We start from the raw sequence: 17,221 nt of genomic DNA, 5'->3' as shown, positions 1-17,221 counted from the left end.
CATTATCTCCTCAAGACAATGTATGTAAGAATCAGTTAGACGTTCGTCTAGCTGGTTCTTTTTTCTGCTTTTTTGAGATTCGCTTGTAAAAAATCACACAAACTCGTACAATAGGAGCAAAATGAAGGACTGGCAAAGGAGGAATTGCTATGAAGTGTTCCTTAAGAAGGTGGCAAATGAGCGATGCGCAAGATTTAGCCCATGCGTTAAATAATCAATCCATCCACGATTATTTACGGGAGGGGTTGCCATTCCCGTATACGGTCGCAGATGCACAAGCCTATATTCGATCTGTGGAAGAAGCAGAATTTGCCTTTGCAATCACTGTGGATGACCGAGCAGTCGGCAGTATCCGTGCTGTTCGCAAAGAAAATATCCATTATAGAACGGCTGAGATTGGCTACTCTATTGCACAAGAGTACTGGGGAAAAGATTTGATGACACAAGCCGTTCAACAACTATGTGACTATATATTTACTACTTCAACTATCGTTCGTATTTCTGCTGAATCTTTTGCGAAGAATCATTCCTCTTGTCGTGTGTTGGAAAAGGCAGGTTTTACATTAGAAGGCGTTTTGCGAAAGCATGCGGAGAAAAACCATCAGCTGTTAGATATGAAACTCTATGCGTTGATTCGTCAAGAGGAAGACGGGCAGGATGACAACAATCAAAAAGGAGAAACCTATGAATGAACTGCAAAAGTTACCAAATGTAGGCCAAGTTTTAGCGGATCACCTGGTTCGTATCGGCATCAGTACCCCTGAACAATTGCGCACAAAAACGGCCGAAGCCATTTTTGTGACGATCCGCCAACAATGTGATGCGGGCGCTTGCCTCCATATGCTCTATGGTATTGAAGGGGCGATCCAAGGCATTCCCAAAGCCCAACTTGCAAGTCAGAGAAAGCAAGAATTGCGCCTTTTTTTCAATCAATTGAGCTAGTGAAGTAATGCGTCTTAAAAAAGCACTTTTTAAGAGCGTTTGTTTTTAGATACTTCTTATCAAGTGCTTTTTCTATAGACATCTGTCCCTAGCTACTAGAAAAGACCTTTTGCTTGTCCCAAACTAGCTTCCTCATTATACTTACTCTATCTAGTAAATTAGTAATTTACTAAACAAGGAGTGAGAACAATGAAAATACCAGAAAACTTGAAACATAAGCCCGTCATTAAAGTGGAAGACTATGATACTGTTGACGGAAAAAATGCGTTACATACGGATGCAAAAGGCCTTTCCCTCGGATTGGCACAATGGAACGACCGGGGAAAAGTCGATATCTCAGGCAAGGTTTGGCGCCACACAGGTGAAAAATGGTCTCGTCAGTCAGAAGAACTACCGCTCACTAGAATCTTAGATCTAGCAATCTTAGTGGCGCAATCCAGTTTGTATTTTCAAGAGGCTTATCGCCATGAAAAGTTTTACGATCCTGAAAATCCGTTGATCGAGATCATTGGCTTACAAGGAAATCGTATGACCGTTGAAGTAGACACCGAAAATCCTAAGATCGATGAAGACATTCTACTTTTTTATGATTCCTTGCAAAAAGATGGCGAACTTTATGGTGAACGCTTCAAAATCCTAAAACGGCTTTTGGATGAGCTAGGTTATTAAGAAAAGGAGCAGATTACCATGACACAAATTCAACCGTCTTTTGTCATAACGAAAGGACGCGCTTTTAGCAAATTAGAACAAACAATGATTTGGAAGAAACCACAAAGTCATCAGACCAGTGCCGAAGAACTGCGAATCGCTTCAGAGATCGCGTTGAACTGGACGGATCCAGAAATGAAGATCTTCAATGTGTTGTTGGAAGGCGATGCTGGTTCCGGCAAGACCCAGTTGGCAAAGGCACTTTCTGCCGACCTGCAACTGCCCTACACCAAAATCACCTGCTTTGCGGATATGGATAAGTCAGATGTGTTTGGTGCTTTATTACCAGTGATCAACACCGACCAAGAAGAGGACAAGGACTTGCTGGATGCGATTTATCAAAGTGATTGTTTTGAAGATGTTTTGGGGTTGATCCAGCGGCATTTTTCCCTGACTCGTGAGCGGGCACGGGCGAAATTTGCAGAACTGATCGAACGAATCGAAACCAGTGATCAACAACCTACGATTCAATACAAATTTTATCCCTCCGAAATCGTACGGGCGCTGGAAAAAGGCTACTTGCTTGAGATTCAAGAGCCAACGGTCATTCGTGATGCTTCGGTACTAGTGGCACTAAACTCGGCCCTTGAACAAAATGGAATGCTGAATATCCCGACTGGCTTCGTCCGACGACACCCTGACTGTGTGGTGATCATCACAACGAATCGGAATTACCAAGGCAACCGCCCCTTGAACGAATCCTTGCGAGACCGGATGCAGCATGCTGAAAAAATGGATTTACCTGAGCTGGCAGTCATGGTGCAGCGAGGCATTGCCAAAACCAATTATCCAGACAAAACGACTGCGGAGAAAATGGCTGAGATCATACGCTTGCTAGACGTGACCGCCAAAGCCAATGCCATCAAAGGGGTGGCGGGCATGCGTTCCTATTTTTATTGGCTAAATGCAGTCAAACAAGGACAAGATCCTTTTACTGCAATTGATAGCAAAGTGCTATACAAAATCACCACCGATCCAAATGAGCTTTCTCTGTTACAACAGGCACTAGAAGCTTCAGGGTTATTGGCGCAACTGCGACTTTTGTTTTCTGGACAACCACTAAATGCTTTTAAACAACAAATCAAAGGGCGTCGAATCAGCAGCGAAGAGGCGGACCAGCGCAATGTAGTGGAAGAAGGTACGCCCGTCCTAAAAAATGAACAAGTCCTTGAGACGCCCAATCAAGAAACTGAGGCGGAAACGATGGAAACCAGTGATTCTGACAAACAAGAAGCGAAAAGCGCAGCAACTGAGGCGACGTTTTCAGAAGAACTGGAACGCAATAGTCATGATGGCCAAGCAAAAGCTGGGAGTGAGGCACAAGAGGCAGCTCCTGCTGCTCATTCTTTGTCGATCGAAGCGTATGAAACCCAGGAGAAAGAAAAGAAAACCACGGCATCAAAGACAGCACGACAAGCATTGAAAGAATCAATCCATGCCAAAGAAGGGCTGATCGTTCATCGACCACCCGTCGATTTAGAAAAAGCGACTGAAGCCCAACAGCGTTTGCAGCCGTTGCTGCCGATCGTAGAGTCATTGATCAAGCAAACCCAAGAAGTATTGGAAAATGAACAAGCTTCGGCATACAGTAAAGGTAAGTACAGCGGCACACGCTTTGATGCCAGCAAGGTTGCGTATCAAGATTTCCGGACCTTTGACAAGAAGAATCCACCTCATGAACAGCCTTCCTTAGCTCTTGCTTTGCGCATCGATGAATCGGGTTCGATGATTCGAGAAGATCGGATATTGTATGCGCAACAGGCGGTCTTAGCGGTGAATGCTTTTGCCGAACGTTTATCTTTGCCATTGATGATCTATGGCGATACAGCGGACGTGACCGCTCGTGAAAAAACCTCGCTTTTTGCTTACAAAGAATTTAATGAAGGCTTTGAATTTGTGCCAGAGAAACTCATGACAATGAAGCCTCGGCAAAATAACCGTGATGGGGCTGTCTTGCGCGTGCTAGCTGAAAAGCTCGCTCATCAGCCGGCAACCACTAAATTACTCTTGAATATCAGTGATGGCCAGCCAAAAGCTCTTCCTGATTATACAGGGGTAAAAGCCAAAGAAGATATTCAGCAAGTGATCGCTGACTATGAACGACAAGGGGTGCTGTTTCTGGCAGCTGCCATTGGCCAAGACAAAGAGGTGATCAAAGCGATTTATGGGGAAGAACGCTTTATTGATCTTTCCAATCTAACAGAATTTCCGCAGCGCTTGTTGCAGCTGCTGACAAGGTATTTGTAGACGTCGATAGCTAAAAGGAAAAGAGTGTGGGCTACGTGCCGCACTCTTTTTTGTTCATAATTATATTATGTAAACAAGAAGATGTTTGTCTAAATTTGAAAAGTTCTGTAAAATAGACGCCAAAAGGAGGGCTATCATGAACAAATGGCGGTACTTCTACTATCCTTGCCAATTCGGCTGGCACGCAGCACTTCGTAGGCGCAGTTTGCTGATGAGTGGTGTATTGGCGATTCTTCTACTGATCATTGCTATCTTTGCAGAGAATTGGCTAGTTTTTTTTCACCAATGGCTGCACTACGAAACAAATAGTGGTGAGAATCAGATGGATCTCACATATGCCAGTTGGCTTTTCTTTTTGCATTTGCTGCGCTTCGTACTTAGCATTCTAGCTATAGGATTGATCGCCGCCTTTTTATGGCACTGCAATCACATGTATCGTTTTCATTTGATGGGGGAGGAGCAGCAATCCCTGAGTATTCGGTTGTTGTTAGGACAGTCTCCGTTGGTGGTCACCTTAGAAGAGCTTTTCTTTGTAGGCATTCAAAGCATTGTTATTGGTTTGATAGGGCTTGTCAGCGGTTTGTGGCTTAGTCAAAAAGCACTGCAGGATTTTTTTCATTTCTTTCATCTTCCCGCAGGCTTTACTTTTGAATTTCCCTTTAAAGGTCTATTAATCACGCAACTTGGTGTGCTCTTGCTGCTTTTTTTGTTACGATTCCGCGGTACAAAGAGGACGGTTGAAGAGATTCTCGGTAACGGATGCCCGAATGAGTGAGGGGATGATAGGTTGCTTTTATTTCCCTCTTTTAAAATGCGAACATATGTTTTATAATAGGTGAAACAAGATAAAGGTCGTGAATTTGTGAAGACATCCTTAACTTTAGAAATGGAAGAGGCACTTTATTATTATTGTCGTGAAAACAGTGATATTGTGGTAGAAGAGGTAGTCATGCCAGATGATCACGGCATCGTGGATACTTTGAGTTGTCGCTTGACGACTGAAAATACATTTGAATGGCGTTGCTACGAACTCAAAGTTAGTTTGGCAGATTTTCGCTCAAAAGCAAAACTATCCTTTATTGGGAATTATAATTATTTTGTCTTACCCAAGTCATTGTATGAAAAAGTCAAAGATCAGATTGCACCTACAATTGGTGTTTTGGTCTATCATGCATTTCTTGAAAAAGAAACGGGCAGCAAAGGGTATTTCAGTGTCGAAAAGAAACCCCAACGGCAAGAGCTGCAGGTTCCAGAAAATGGCTTATTGTTTCGGTTGATTTCGGCACAAGCGAGAGAAGTCGGCAAAGCAAAACAGACTGCTCGAGGATTGCGGGTATTTTCAACAGAACGTTTGTACCAAGAACTGAAGAAACGCCAGCCTGAGTATGACTTGTTCGGTGGTGGAGTCAATTACTATGATCGATTTATTGAAGATACTCAGATGCAAGCGATCGAAGCCTTGAAAGAAGAATTGGCCGCTACGAGAGCAGCCTATGAAGCGCTGGAAAAACGTTTTTTATCAGGCAAGTAAGAAGGAGAGAAGAAGATGTACTTCCCGTATATTCGTGGAAAACAATTTGATTTATTGGCGTTGAAAGCACTGTTGGAACAAGATCGCTTGTCAGAAGCGATCCAGCCGATCATTGAACCGGTCAAGCAATCAAAAACGTTTTGGACGACCATTGACCTGTTTCAAAGGAAGCAGCATCCTTTTTATCTTGTTCGCAATCCACAGGCTGGGGCTTTTCTGACTGCAGAGGGGTTATCAGAGTTGCAAAATGTTGCTGCCCCTAAAGCAATGATCGTAGATCGACCCATTGAAACAGTGGAAGAAACGCCTGATCTTTGGATCGTTCATCAAGCGGACCCAGCACTCGCTAGTGATTGGCGGGAAAATACACTGCCGGTGCTGGTAGGCAAAGAGTTTCGTTTGTTAAATAAAATCAACGGCCCGAAACTACTGATGGAAGATCCGTTTACACGTTTACCTAAAAATAGTTTTTATACAGAATGTCCGGACGAAGGGTTTTCAAAAACCCATCATCTTTATCAAAAATTGGGTTATGCTGGGTTTAGTGATTTTTCTGTCGATAGCAAAATTTATTATGAGCACAGTTATCCCTCAAAGCGGTTGGTTTTGCATTGGATCTATCCGACAACTGAGCAAGATTTGCGAATCGTTCACTTATTTTCTGAGGAAGAATTACCAAATCAGAAAGAAAAGTTTTTCGAAGTCATGGAAGCTTTGTTACAGCATGAAGAAGAGTATCCTACACAAACAGCTGGGCTGCAGCTATTAATTGCTGCCTATCAGCAAAGGTCGTTTCCAGGTATGGGCGTTATTCGGAAAGCTGCGGTTATGAATCACTTGGAACTCGTCAGTCGTCTTATTTAGTCTCTATACGTATACGATGGTAAGCTCTAACAAAATACTGCCATTTATTGTACAAAACACCTTGATTGCACCCATTGTTTTCAGGATAGTGATAAAATCAGGGAAAAGGAGTTGGCGCTCGTGGGAACAAAAGATAGAGAATATTATCGAAATGAAGGAAAAGAATTTGAAAAAAATAAGAAAAACCTGCTTATTCGACGTTTAAATCAACTAATCATTGTTTTGGTCGTTTTGATCATTGTCTTTTCGGCGATCCTGTATTACATAGTTTGAAACTTTCCGTTTGAAACTTTCCGTAGCTGTCATTGCTTTATTAGCAGCAACAAAAAGAAAATTGTACTTAGATGACTGTGATCCCTTGATTAGGACTCGCTATGGGAATCGGATCCGTTTAGGTGAAAACTGAACGCAACTCAACTTTTGTTGTTTATCGTTGCTGGTTTGCCTGTGATCAAGATTCTCATTAGGCTATTAGTTAGCACAAATTTGGCTGGGTTATGTACGAATCATTACTGATAAAATCGTGAACAGCGATTCATTAAGCACTGAGTGATTCATTGAGATTGGCCAGCAGTTGCAAGCAATGTTTGAATTCAAAGATTCAAGGATCAACAAGATCAAATACAGACAAAGGTACAGATATAATTTGTCAATTGATTTTCTTGTCAGTCGTAAAATAAACAAAAATCTTAAACTATCGCTTAAATAACCGTTTTTTTTGGATTATGCTGCTAATTAGGTTAATTTGAAGGAAATAATCATGAATAAGAGGGAGGAGAGTCGCACAATTACTAGCTAAATACGGTGTTCAAAAAATTTTTTATTTTAGTTTACATAATATATATTATACAAAGATACATTCAAAAAAGGGTTCGTGCCATTCTAAATAGTTCAAGACAATTTTGTATCATTTTACCTCCCTCCGAATGACTTTTATCAGTAGATTGTCGCTAATGCACCTAAAATTCAATTAAAACTAAGAATTTCTTGTTTTACATGTTCTTCAGATTCTTTTTTTGATTTGCTGATTAACAGATTGATAACTGTCTGGTAGCAAGTACTTGCGGATTCGTCGTCCTACTTTCTTTATCTCAGCAAATACAGATTCAAGCTATCAGCCTTAGCCTTGATTTACGAACCAATCGGTTTGATTGTATGCTATAATCATTTTGAAAATCTTTGAGCTTTTTTCTCGAACTTTATTCATATATAGCCAATCCGTTTCAAAGTTCTAACACTAGTGCTTAGATGTTGCAAATGCTAACAAATACCCGTTACATGATTCTATAAAAAAGAACCCTAAAATCAGGTAGATAACTTAGGATATTTCGTTGGCAAGTAAAATCAAACCAGCAGCTATCCAGAAGCTTATTTTTCCATTTCGTTGACTGGTGAACGGACTTTGCTTCAAATTGCCACTGTCAGGATGAAATACATAATCATGCTGAATGATATGAGCAAAATAATTTCTACCCCTAAGCCTAACCATAATCGCTCATTGTTTATTATTGTCATTTTATCACCTCACCTCATTTTACTATTAATGAGGCGCAGACCACTGATTTGCCTGGTTTGCAACTTTTTTCCATTTGTAGAATTAATACCCGATAAAAGCAATTTCATAAGTATGGCTGACAATTCCTAAAAAGGAGAATAAAAATGAAAAAGAAGAAGCAATTAAAGCTAGCCTTTTTACCAAAACTATGTGCGTCACTCCTCTACTTGCTTTTTGTGTTCACAGCCCTTTTCCTCTATTTATCAAAGTACTTGGACATTTCTTTCTTTACTTCGAGGTATGCTGACTTTTATCTTCATATCTCCAATTTTTCGATTAGTTTGATTATTGGCTTACTGGGGTACTTTTGGCTTCTTGTAGGTGCGCCATTTAAAGCCGTCACGCTATTGACCCTGCTTTTGCTCATTGCCAATCTATTGAGTGAGACTGTCTTCGGCTTTATGAACACCCCTGATCGAATCGATTTACTTTTTGGTATTGCAGGAACGCTCATCGCATATTTTACTTTGGCAATGATCAAAAGACACGGTTTAGTCAAGAATCAATCGTTTTGATTTAAACAGTCATGACTTCTCCTTATATGATCCCCTCGTTACTTAGGTCTAACCTATTTTTTTGGGAAAAGAAACACCTTGCTGCAGTTATTTAGCCGAAAAAAAGCACTCCCTTTATTGAGTGCTTTTTTTGCGTTTCCATTGGCGATACTTTCGTATGGCTAGTCACTTGGCAGCCAATACAATGGACTTAGCTGTAGATTTTCCCAATACGGGTTATGAAACCCTATCAAATAGTGCAAAGCTAAATACCCGAAAATCATAAAGCCAAATGACAAAGTCACGATCCGTCCCCACCGTGGTATTTCTTTGATAAATAAACCTAGCATACATATCAATAAGGGAAACGAATAATTAAACAGTAAATCACTTCTAATATTTTGGTTCAGAGGATCCTTCATTATTTTGTCATTTAAGCCCAAACTTATGCCGACGATCACAAACATAAGCGCCAGAATAGTCAATCGTTTGCGATCAAAAAGCCACTGTTCTTTATCTTTCCTACTTGCAAAGTAGATCGTAAGCAGGACCACGATTAATCCAGACATACTATTCTCCTTTTTCGCCAGCTATTTTCCAAATCGTTCATCGTCGCTTCAGGATAAATTATAACAGATATAGTGAAAAAAAACGATACCCACCACTAGCCCCTTGTTTGATGCCCTTTTTAGATGTTTCATAGAAGAATCAGAAATTTAAAAATCTGTTCGCTTTACAAAAGAGAACGTATGTTTGTATTATATAGATAAGAGGTGATTGCTATGGGTATGCTACAACCATATGAAGATCGAAAAAAGCTAAAGTGGCAAGGATTCTTTTTATCTGAGCATACAACTGAAATTGAAGAGGAACCGACACGTAAGTTTGATTGTCCACCTAAGCCGTCACTCACAACGGAAGAAATCAATCAGTGTTTATTTGAAGCCATGAAAAAGAACCTAACTGTGGCGATCCAACGAGAAGAAGTTAATGAAGAAGGCGGCTATCCTCCAGATATTATCGGGAAAATCAGCGGTTATGACCCATTAGGTATTTATTTGACGGGAGAAACAACGGAAAAAATCCATTATGATGAGATTCGTCACGTTGCTTTCTACGAAGAAAGAAAATGGTTTGATCTCAGCGAATAATACAACTGTTTACACTACTTAAACTAAAGGAGGAAGAAATGATGGAAACACAAAAAGGATCTGTCTCAAAAATAAGAATCGTCTCCTTTGCCCCCTCCCCTTTGGTCCGCTTTACACTAGGTACCACCAACTGTTTGATTGCGAAACACAGTTTGAATTTTTTAGGGGATGTTGATGACGGCATGTTTCTAACCGTGGGCGGCTATTGGAATAAGCGCCGTCAATTCGTGGTGCAAAAGTATACGGTGTACGGCAAAACAAAAATCATGTTGGATATCGATGCCTATCGACAAAAAACAGTAAAGGCGGGTTCATTATGAGAGCAAGAGACCTCTTGACAGCACTGACAACGTCGTCGAGTGCAGCAGATTACCAAGGAATTTATTTAATGTACAAAGAAAACTTGATTCCTTTTACGACGATCGCCCAAGATAGCCATAACCAATTGATTTTATTTTTTGAACCAAAAAAACCCGCTCTGACGCTGAAAGAATTATATACACAGCTAATGCTGCATAAGAATTTGGACTTACTCTATTGGGATGGCGAGTCACGTCAAAAAGTTCTAGGGTTTCGTGAACAAGAAGAAAAGATCATTCTTTAGTCCCCTCGCCTATTTTTGACACACAGCAAGTGTCGAAAATCTCGGCAAAACGAAGAAAATAAAGTATACTTTGTGTAAAGACTAAAGGAGTATATCATGAAAAATCAAAAGATCACCCAAATGAGTTTCGCGAAAGTCTATCCCCTATATATTGCCAAAGCAGAGCGGAAAAATCGAACAAAAGAAGAAGTAGATCAGATTATTACCTGGCTGACCGGTTATGACCAAGAAACGCTGCAACAGATGAATGAAGAGCTTTCTTTTGAACGTTTTTTTAGTCAAGCCCCTCAGCTCAATCCCGCACGAAAGCAGATCACTGGTGTCATTTGCGGCATTCGGGTAGAAGAGATCGAAGAGCCAATGGTTCAAGAAATTCGTTATCTAGATAAACTGATCGATGAACTGGCGAAAGGAAAAGCCATGGCAAAAATTTTACGCTCTGCTGAATGAGGCGATTTTTTTCGAGTTGCTATTTAAGAATCAACGCTTTATACTTGAAATACCTTGGCAGGGGCAAATCATTGCTCAAAACACAGTGGGAAAACACCCCACTGTGTTTTTTTATACTGCCTTTCTTGACGGTAGCTTGCAACCAGACAGGCGTTCTTAGCTTAGTTCAACCACTTAGCATGTAGTGCCCTGTGGAATTGGCCGCCTTTTCGTGAAAACACAAGGACATTGTCTACGTCCCTCTTCTTTACTCAAAAAGACTCTCTTAACACGTACAAAAAAGCACTCCTCTTAAAGAAAGGAGTGCTAACTTTTACTTTTTCAATTCTTTGATCTGTTCTTTTCGCTTCAAATACGCCAGTTCTTTTTCCATTTTACGATAGCGGGCGAAAGCTTCTTCTGAAAGTTCACCGGCAGCAATAGCTGCTTTGACCGCACATTTCGGTTCTGTTTCATGACGACAGTCTCTGAAGAAACAACCTTCAGCATACTGGCTGATCGCTTCAAAAGATTGGTCGATCGAAGCTGACCGGACGGTACTGATGCCAACTTCCCGCATACCAGGAGTATCGATGATCATTGCGCCAGAGGACAGAGTGAACAACTGGCGACTCGTCGTCGTATGTCGTCCTCGACTATCCTCTCTTATGTCATTGGTTTTTTGTACGTCTTGCGCCATAAGCTGATTTAATAAGCTGGACTTTCCGACCCCAGATGAACCGATAAATGCGCTGATCTGTCCGTCAGAAAAATACGTTTCCATCAGCAATTCGTTTGGTTCAAAAATGGACGTAGCAAATGTTTTCACACCAAATGCATCGTTTAATGCTTGCAGCAGCTCTGCTTTTTTATCAGCAGTAACTTGATCGGCTTTGGTCAAGAGAATCACCGGATTAGCCCCACTGTCCCAAGCGATCGTTACAAAGCGCTCTAACCGAGCCAAATTGAATTCTTCATTGGCACTAGTTGCAATAAAAACTGTGTCGATGTTCGCCGCAATGCCTTGCTCGTCCGTGCGATTTCCAGCTACTTTTCGTTGTAAAAAACTTTTTCGTGGCAGCAAAGCATCAATCAAGAAATGATCTTGATCGTACACCTGTCCTTGTACAAAATCACCAACGATCGGATAATCCTTTGGCGCTAGTGCCTGTTGGCGAAATTTTCCTGAAACCGTTGCTAAACATTCTTCTCCTGTGGTCAAGCGGACTTTTGCAATATCTTTGGCCTGAAAGACCACAATTCCTTGTTTTTCCATGATTTCCCTCCAGTTAGTTAGGAGGCCGCACTTAAAAAGAGAAACCTCCGAGTTGATGTTGCTTCATTTGATTTGTCATAAGGCATTTCCCCTTTCTATGTTGTGCTCATCATGTGATGTCGCTTTATTATACCACCGGAACGGACAGTATGCTAAAGCAAATGACCCAAAAGAACATTTACTGAAACGAAGTAGATAAACAAGCCGGCGATATCTTTGATCGATGTGATGATCGGTGCCGAACCGGCTGCTTGGTCGATGTTTAGTTTAATCAGTACAAACGGGACTAAGAAGCCAAGTGCTGCGGCTAAGGTCATGGCAAAAACTAACGAAATACCAACAGCCACACCTAACATCGGGATTCCTTGCCAAAGTGATGCAGCAGCCCCAGAGATGACCCCTACGATCAATCCTAGACTTAAGCCGATCCAAACTTCTTTAAAGAAATGGCGAGTGAAGGTCGAAAGATCAATATGCCCTAATGACATCCCGCGAACAAAAACAGTTGAGGACTGTGTACCAACGTTTCCACCCATATCCATGATCAAAGGGATAAAAATCGCAACGGCTGCCACCGATTCCAATGTTTGTTCAAATTCATCAATGACTACCCCAGCTAAAAGACCGGCAACCAAAGTGATCACTAGGAACGGCAATCGGACTTTCCAAATTTGCCAAAGGGTGCCGTTGATCAGAACGTTACTACGGTCTGCTTCATTAGAAGCAACATCGACTAAACCAGCGGCATTAAACATGTCTTCTGTCGTTTCTTGCTCGATGACATCGATGGCGTCATCGACAGTGATGATCCCAACGATTCGCGATTCCTTGTCTACGACTGGTAGCGCAATGATATCTAGTTCATTTAGCAAACGTGCCGCTTCTTCCTGGTCCGTGTCCGTGGTAACATAAATAACTTTTTGGGACATGATTTCACTGATGAGTTGATCCCCTTGCGCCATTAAGAGATCTTTCAGCGACAAAACACCTTCTAATGTTTTCGTTTGATCAGTAACATAAAGCGTATAAATCGTTTCTTTTTCTTTGGCTTGCATTCGCACTTTTTCTAACGCTTGATTGACCGTCATATTTTTTTTCAATGTGATGAATTCCGGTGTCATCAAACGTCCAGCAGTCTCAGCCTCATACCCTAATAAGAGGTTTGTTGCAGCACGTTCATCCGGTGCCATTGATTGTAAAAGTTTTTGTGTTACGGTCGCTGGCAACTCATCCAAGAGTCTTACCCGGACATCTGGTGCCATTTCGTTCACAAACTCGGTTGCCCGTTCATCGGTGAAAGAGCGTAATAAGTGTTGTTGTGTAGCTGGTGTCAAATCTTCAAACAGGATAAGTGCTTTATCTTTCGGTAATAGTCGGAAAACGATCACTTTTTCATCCGCGGATAAATTGCTGAACAATTGTAACAGCGGCAGCTCTTCCATTCCTGATACGAGTTCTTTTAATTTTTCAGAGTCTTTCTGATTTAAATAATGTAAGATGGTTTCTTGCTGGTTCATGGGATACACTCCTTCTCCTGTAATTTTGCTCAAAGAAAGAAAGGAAATCGTTCAGAAAATTGTCCAGATTTCTTTCGTTTGAAGGTTGCGTGCTATACAGCTGAAATTTCGTTCCGCAGCTGGAGATGCCTGTTATTAAAACAAGCATCAAAGGGAAATAGCAACAACTTTATTCATTATATCACATAGTTTTTTTAAAACATGAAAAATTTGACTTGCAAATAAAAAAAACCGTTCAGGCATGTTCCCTTGGTAAAGAAAGTGGGTTAAGAACATTTGAGATCAAAAAGCAAAAGAAACCTGAAAGTTCTGTAAAACGCTCCATGCAAATGGTATGATGAATGGGTTGCAGTTTTTTTACTCCCCGTTTATGCTAACTATACATCAATGAAAAGAGAGGCAAAAAAAGATGGCAAAGAAAAAAACATTTATCGGATCGGTCACTGCGCTTCTCGCACTCGCAGCAGTCGGATTTAGTTTCCTACACAGTAATGATCTATTCCCAAATCACAAAACACCATCATCAGAAGTGGCAGTCACTTCTGCTAAGGATATTCGTGCAGATGAGCTGGCACAGTTAACTTACCAAGGCACCCAAACGATTGAAGTCAATCAGAACATTCCTGAGTTTTCAGAAGATGATCTTTCCCTTGAAAATGGCGCCTGGGAAGCATACGGCGACCTCGATCACCTCAATCGTGCGACCTCTGCTGAAGCAATGTTGAATCAATCCTTGATGCCCACGGAAAAGCGTGGCGATATTTCCAGTGTGAAACCGACAGGTTGGCGTAATAAACAGCTCCCCAATGGGAAATATTTATATAATCGAACCCACTTGATTGGCTTTGCTTTAGCTGGCGAAAATGCAAACTGGAAGAATCTGATCACAGGGACAAGTCAGTTGAACAATCCCGAGATGTTGCGCTTAGAAATGGATATCAACTATTATCTCAAGCAAGATAAAAATCATTATGTCCGATATTCCGTCACCCCGATCTATCGCGATGACGAGCTGGTTGCCCGTGGGGTACAGATGCAAGCCCAATCTATTGGCGAGGATACGATCCAATTCAACTATTATATCTTCAACATCCAAGATGGTGTCACAATCAACTATGCGGATGGTAGCAGCGAGATTTCCAACGAAGATATGACGCAGCCGAAGAATGCTACAAGTAGTGAAAACAACACGACAACAGCCACTTCTCAAAGCAGTGAAACAGAGGAAAAACAGAAAGAATATGTCGATCAACAAGGAAACGGTTTGATCAAAGGATCAAGAAGCGGCATCTATCATTTGCCCGGATCTAAATACTACGAGGATACTACCAACCCGAAAGAATGGTTCAAAACCATCGCTGAAGCGGAAGCTGCCGGCTACCGTGCACCAAAATAAAAAAGCCTTAGGCTTTTTTATTTTGGTTTTATTTATTCTTCGTTGGCTTGTGCTTGTCGCAACACTTTGACATAGGCCTTCCCTTCGTCTGTAAAACGAACCGAACGTGACTTAAAGCGATAAGCTCGGTAAATCAGGCCTCTTTTTTCAAGACGCAATAAATGACGATAAACCAAAGAAGTTGTTTTTATCTCTTCATTGGCACAGATTTCTCGTATGGTAGGTGCGCAACCTTGAGCTTGCATATATTCGTCAATAAAAAGTAAGATTCGATCTTTTCTCGGCATAATTCCTCCTTTCCGCAAAACAGTCTTCACTGCTGCAAATTCGTAAAAACCGATAAGCTACTGCCTCGTCAGCTTTTTGTCCAATTAATACACTGAAAATCTATTGTTCCTCTCTCTTTTCCCATTCTTCCAACGAGTTAAAGTTCCTTTTAAACGCTGGAATTTTCCCCTTAACGAGAAAAACATCGGCAAGCAGCGCTCTTTGTTATTGATTTTATCAAATTTAACAGCAAAAAATAGTAAATTTGAAAATTATTTTCCTTTTTATTGACATAAAAATAAATAAAGGTATTATTTTTTCTTGGAATTTGTTATTCTAAATTTAAGTAAAGGAGGATTTTATGTTAGGGATCGGCTTATTTTTTGTAGGAATTACTTTGATAATCAACGGCTGGGGAAGTTTACTTCACATTGACTATCGTTCACTTGCTTTAATTAATCTTTTTACAGGTTCGTTATCTTTCATTATCAATCTAATCTATATGCTCCAAGGTGCTTATTATGAAGCAGGCACAGGCTTTCTCTTTGCCTTCACGTATTTACTAGTAGGAATTATTTATCTCTTTGGTTTGGATCTACGGATTTATGGAATTTTTGCGCTATTCGTAGCCATCAATACCTTGCCTTTTGCCTGGGTCTCTTGGCAATGGGAGCAAGATCCCCTTTTTGCACTGATTTGGTTAACATGGGGAGCATTATGGTTTTGCGGCTTTTTGGATACGATCGTGAAGGTAAACTTTGGTCGTAAGATTCATTATTTTGCGATCGCTTGCGGTATCTTCACTACGTGGGTCCCAGGTTTGCTGATGCTATTAGATCTCTATTAAACAATAGTGATTATCTCAATGATAATCACTATTGTTTATTTCTAAAAAGTGCTCAATCTCCTGCATCGCCTTCTGAGGACCATTTGTCGGGAAATGATTCTTTAGCTGGCAGGCTTGTTGGCAAATCTTCAGATCTCCAACCTCTGTCAGAGCAGTTTCCAGCTTTTTCTCAGTTACTGGTTTTGTCAGTGCAATTGCATTGCCATACGCCACGCAGTACTGAATATTGCAGCTTTGCTCATAGTGCATCCCGATTCCGATAAACGGCTTCCCAGAGGCACAAGCTGTTTGAACAGTCCCTTCCCCACCATGGATAAAAGAAAAATCGATATGCTCATGCAATAGATGACTTGGCAGATATTCGGTCAGGAACAAATTCTCTGAGACGTTGTGTTTCCCCTTGAGTAGATGCGTAACCGGAGCAATGATCGCTAGTTCCGGACGGTTTTGTAAGAAAGCTAAGATTTTTCGCACCATGCGCGGATTCCCCGAACTGCCCATTGCAAAATAAACGATTCGTTTTCTTTCCCGCCGCTTTTGTTCAATAAAAGTCAACACTTCTTCTGGCAAGGACGCCCCCATCTTGGCAAAAATCGGCCCCACGATTCGATAATTATCTGGCAGCAGCTCTTTTGTTATAAAGCGTTCAGGAGTGGTGATGAGATTTAAATCAGCGTCCATCATTCGTAAGCTCGTTTCAGGCATAGAAAGTTTTTCTGTTTGGGCAGCGTGTTTGAATGCTCGGGGCATCCAGCGGGATTTTACCAATTGTTTTCTTGTCCAATACCAAAGTGGTTTCCTTAACGGTCCGAAGAAACGCAAACTAGAAGGGATAAACGCGCTATCTGATCGAAAAAAGGGATCACTCATCGCATAGGGTTTTACGTAGACTAAGGGAATCTGTTTGCTGCGAGCAGATAGAAAGATCGTGACATTCGATCCAGTTACAATCACCTGAGGAGCAAGCTTGTCGACCAGTTTTTTTTCGCTCAGAATACGCGCAGCAACCATCTCTTTGGTGAAGGGATTTTTGAATGAGCGCAGTTGATCTAATTTTATAATCTGTTCCTCTTGTTTTTCTGTAAGAGTCGGCGTCAATAAATGGTACGTAAAACCACTTTCAATGATAAGTGAAGCAAAGGTCTTTGAAAAACCAAAGAACTCACAGTGGTGATTTCCTTGCATTTGTTTAGCGACTTCGATCATCCGTGTCGTTTCAGCCAAGTTGAATACCGCAGGTGCAAAAAGAATCATTGGCATGCAATCCTCCTCATGTATCGAGTCCATCCACTCGTTTCTTTCAAGTATACTAAAAGAGCGCATACTTAGGAGAAGTTTTTTGCAGACCTTCTCGTTCATCTTTTTACATTGTTTAACTAAAAATTTGCTATAA

General features: G+C 41.1%; 20 protein-coding genes. 15 read left to right on the top strand and 5 right to left on the bottom strand.

The genetic code is table 11. The features are described from left to right. Positions 1-149 precede the first annotated feature (149 nt). The 9 genes from IGI89_RS13275 (at position 150) to IGI89_RS13235 (ending at position 8,362) form a co-directional block, all read left to right on the top strand. Entirely contained in the window at positions 150-692 is a 543-nt protein-coding gene (locus IGI89_RS13275; protein ID WP_275626681.1) for a GNAT family N-acetyltransferase, read from the top strand. Next, positions 685-942: a TfoX/Sxy family DNA transformation protein gene (locus IGI89_RS13270; protein ID WP_005235943.1), complete on the top strand. Its 258-nt coding sequence runs from the start codon at positions 685-687 to the stop codon at positions 940-942. The genes IGI89_RS13275 and IGI89_RS13270 overlap by 8 nt, the downstream gene beginning before the upstream one ends. Before the next feature lie 189 nt (positions 943-1,131). Then, on the top strand, positions 1,132-1,611 hold the full coding sequence (locus IGI89_RS13265) for a DUF6530 family protein (RefSeq protein ID WP_005235941.1): 480 nt from the start codon (positions 1,132-1,134) through the stop codon (positions 1,609-1,611). An 18-nt stretch (positions 1,612-1,629) separates the two neighbouring features. After that, positions 1,630-3,897: an AAA family ATPase gene (locus IGI89_RS13260; protein WP_438735730.1), complete on the top strand. Its 2,268-nt coding sequence runs from the start codon at positions 1,630-1,632 to the stop codon at positions 3,895-3,897. A gap of 136 nt (positions 3,898-4,033) precedes the next feature. Continuing rightward, complete coding sequence (locus tag IGI89_RS13255; protein WP_034872646.1) at positions 4,034-4,672, top strand: hypothetical protein; 639 nt, start codon at positions 4,034-4,036, stop codon at positions 4,670-4,672. A gap of 87 nt (positions 4,673-4,759) precedes the next feature. Further along, on the top strand, positions 4,760-5,428 hold the full coding sequence (locus IGI89_RS13250) for a hypothetical protein (protein ID WP_315042369.1): 669 nt from the start codon (positions 4,760-4,762) through the stop codon (positions 5,426-5,428). Positions 5,429-5,443: 15 nt separating this feature from the next. Continuing rightward, entirely contained in the window at positions 5,444-6,292 is an 849-nt protein-coding gene (locus tag IGI89_RS13245; protein ID WP_315042372.1) for a sce7725 family protein, read from the top strand. A gap of 120 nt (positions 6,293-6,412) precedes the next feature. Next, positions 6,413-6,565 (top strand): hypothetical protein, encoded by a 153-nt coding sequence (locus tag IGI89_RS13240; RefSeq protein WP_008379912.1) that lies wholly within the window; start codon positions 6,413-6,415, stop codon positions 6,563-6,565. 1,386 nt (positions 6,566-7,951) lie between these two features. Beyond that, positions 7,952-8,362: a hypothetical protein gene (locus IGI89_RS13235; RefSeq protein WP_429969217.1), complete on the top strand. Its 411-nt coding sequence runs from the start codon at positions 7,952-7,954 to the stop codon at positions 8,360-8,362. A 161-nt stretch (positions 8,363-8,523) separates the two neighbouring features. Here IGI89_RS13235 and IGI89_RS13230 read toward each other — a convergent pair whose 3' ends face one another. Beyond that, positions 8,524-8,910: a hypothetical protein gene (locus tag IGI89_RS13230; RefSeq protein ID WP_301388649.1), complete on the bottom strand. Its 387-nt coding sequence runs from the start codon at positions 8,908-8,910 to the stop codon at positions 8,524-8,526. Positions 8,911-9,123: 213 nt separating this feature from the next. Between IGI89_RS13230 and IGI89_RS13225 the strand changes: the two genes are divergently transcribed. The 4 genes from IGI89_RS13225 to IGI89_RS13210 all read left to right on the top strand — a co-directional run bounded on the left by IGI89_RS13225 (position 9,124) and on the right by IGI89_RS13210 (position 10,546). Then, on the top strand, positions 9,124-9,492 hold the full coding sequence (locus IGI89_RS13225; protein ID WP_008379938.1) for a hypothetical protein: 369 nt from the start codon (positions 9,124-9,126) through the stop codon (positions 9,490-9,492). Positions 9,493-9,533: 41 nt separating this feature from the next. Next, positions 9,534-9,812 (top strand): hypothetical protein, encoded by a 279-nt coding sequence (locus IGI89_RS13220; RefSeq protein ID WP_016611786.1) that lies wholly within the window; start codon positions 9,534-9,536, stop codon positions 9,810-9,812. Beyond that, positions 9,809-10,096: a hypothetical protein gene (locus IGI89_RS13215; RefSeq protein WP_008379940.1), complete on the top strand. Its 288-nt coding sequence runs from the start codon at positions 9,809-9,811 to the stop codon at positions 10,094-10,096. Before IGI89_RS13220 ends, IGI89_RS13215 begins: the two co-directional genes overlap by 4 nt. 96 nt (positions 10,097-10,192) lie before the next feature. Continuing rightward, positions 10,193-10,546 (top strand): DUF2200 domain-containing protein, encoded by a 354-nt coding sequence (locus tag IGI89_RS13210; protein ID WP_008379942.1) that lies wholly within the window; start codon positions 10,193-10,195, stop codon positions 10,544-10,546. Positions 10,547-10,859: 313 nt separating this feature from the next. Here the strand turns inward: IGI89_RS13210 and rsgA are convergent, their stop codons facing one another. Together rsgA and mgtE are read right to left on the bottom strand one after the other, a co-directional pair. After that, complete coding sequence (rsgA, locus tag IGI89_RS13205; RefSeq protein ID WP_016611787.1) at positions 10,860-11,801, bottom strand: ribosome small subunit-dependent GTPase A; 942 nt, start codon at positions 11,799-11,801, stop codon at positions 10,860-10,862. 152 nt (positions 11,802-11,953) lie between these two features. Then, positions 11,954-13,318 (bottom strand): magnesium transporter, encoded by a 1,365-nt coding sequence (gene mgtE, locus IGI89_RS13200; protein WP_016611788.1) that lies wholly within the window; start codon positions 13,316-13,318, stop codon positions 11,954-11,956. Positions 13,319-13,727: 409 nt separating this feature from the next. On the opposite strand from mgtE, the gene IGI89_RS13195 reads away from it, so the two are divergent. Continuing rightward, positions 13,728-14,714: a DNA/RNA non-specific endonuclease gene (locus IGI89_RS13195; RefSeq protein WP_420657561.1), complete on the top strand. Its 987-nt coding sequence runs from the start codon at positions 13,728-13,730 to the stop codon at positions 14,712-14,714. A 32-nt stretch (positions 14,715-14,746) separates the two neighbouring features. On the opposite strand, the gene IGI89_RS13190 is transcribed toward IGI89_RS13195, so the two are convergent. Continuing rightward, a complete protein-coding gene (locus IGI89_RS13190) occupies positions 14,747-15,001 on the bottom strand; it encodes a LexA family protein (RefSeq protein ID WP_016620130.1) in 255 nt (84 codons plus the stop codon). 341 nt (positions 15,002-15,342) lie between these two features. Here IGI89_RS13190 and IGI89_RS13185 point away from each other — a divergent pair, with 341 nt between their 5' ends. Then, a complete protein-coding gene (locus IGI89_RS13185; RefSeq protein ID WP_005235922.1) occupies positions 15,343-15,828 on the top strand; it encodes an AmiS/UreI family transporter in 486 nt (161 codons plus the stop codon). 15 nt (positions 15,829-15,843) lie between these two features. Here the strand turns inward: IGI89_RS13185 and IGI89_RS13180 are convergent, their stop codons facing one another. Continuing rightward, complete coding sequence (locus IGI89_RS13180; RefSeq protein ID WP_042890743.1) at positions 15,844-17,088, bottom strand: glycosyl transferase; 1,245 nt, start codon at positions 17,086-17,088, stop codon at positions 15,844-15,846. Positions 17,089-17,221: the final 133 nt, after the last annotated feature.

Origin of the sequence: Enterococcus sp. AZ141, assembly GCF_051714385.1 — a bacterium.
GTDB lineage: Bacteria > Bacillota > Bacilli > Lactobacillales > Enterococcaceae > Enterococcus_D > Enterococcus_D entomosocium.
Note: the sequence above shows the minus strand (reverse complement) of the source record. Positions and strands in the feature narration are given on the sequence as shown.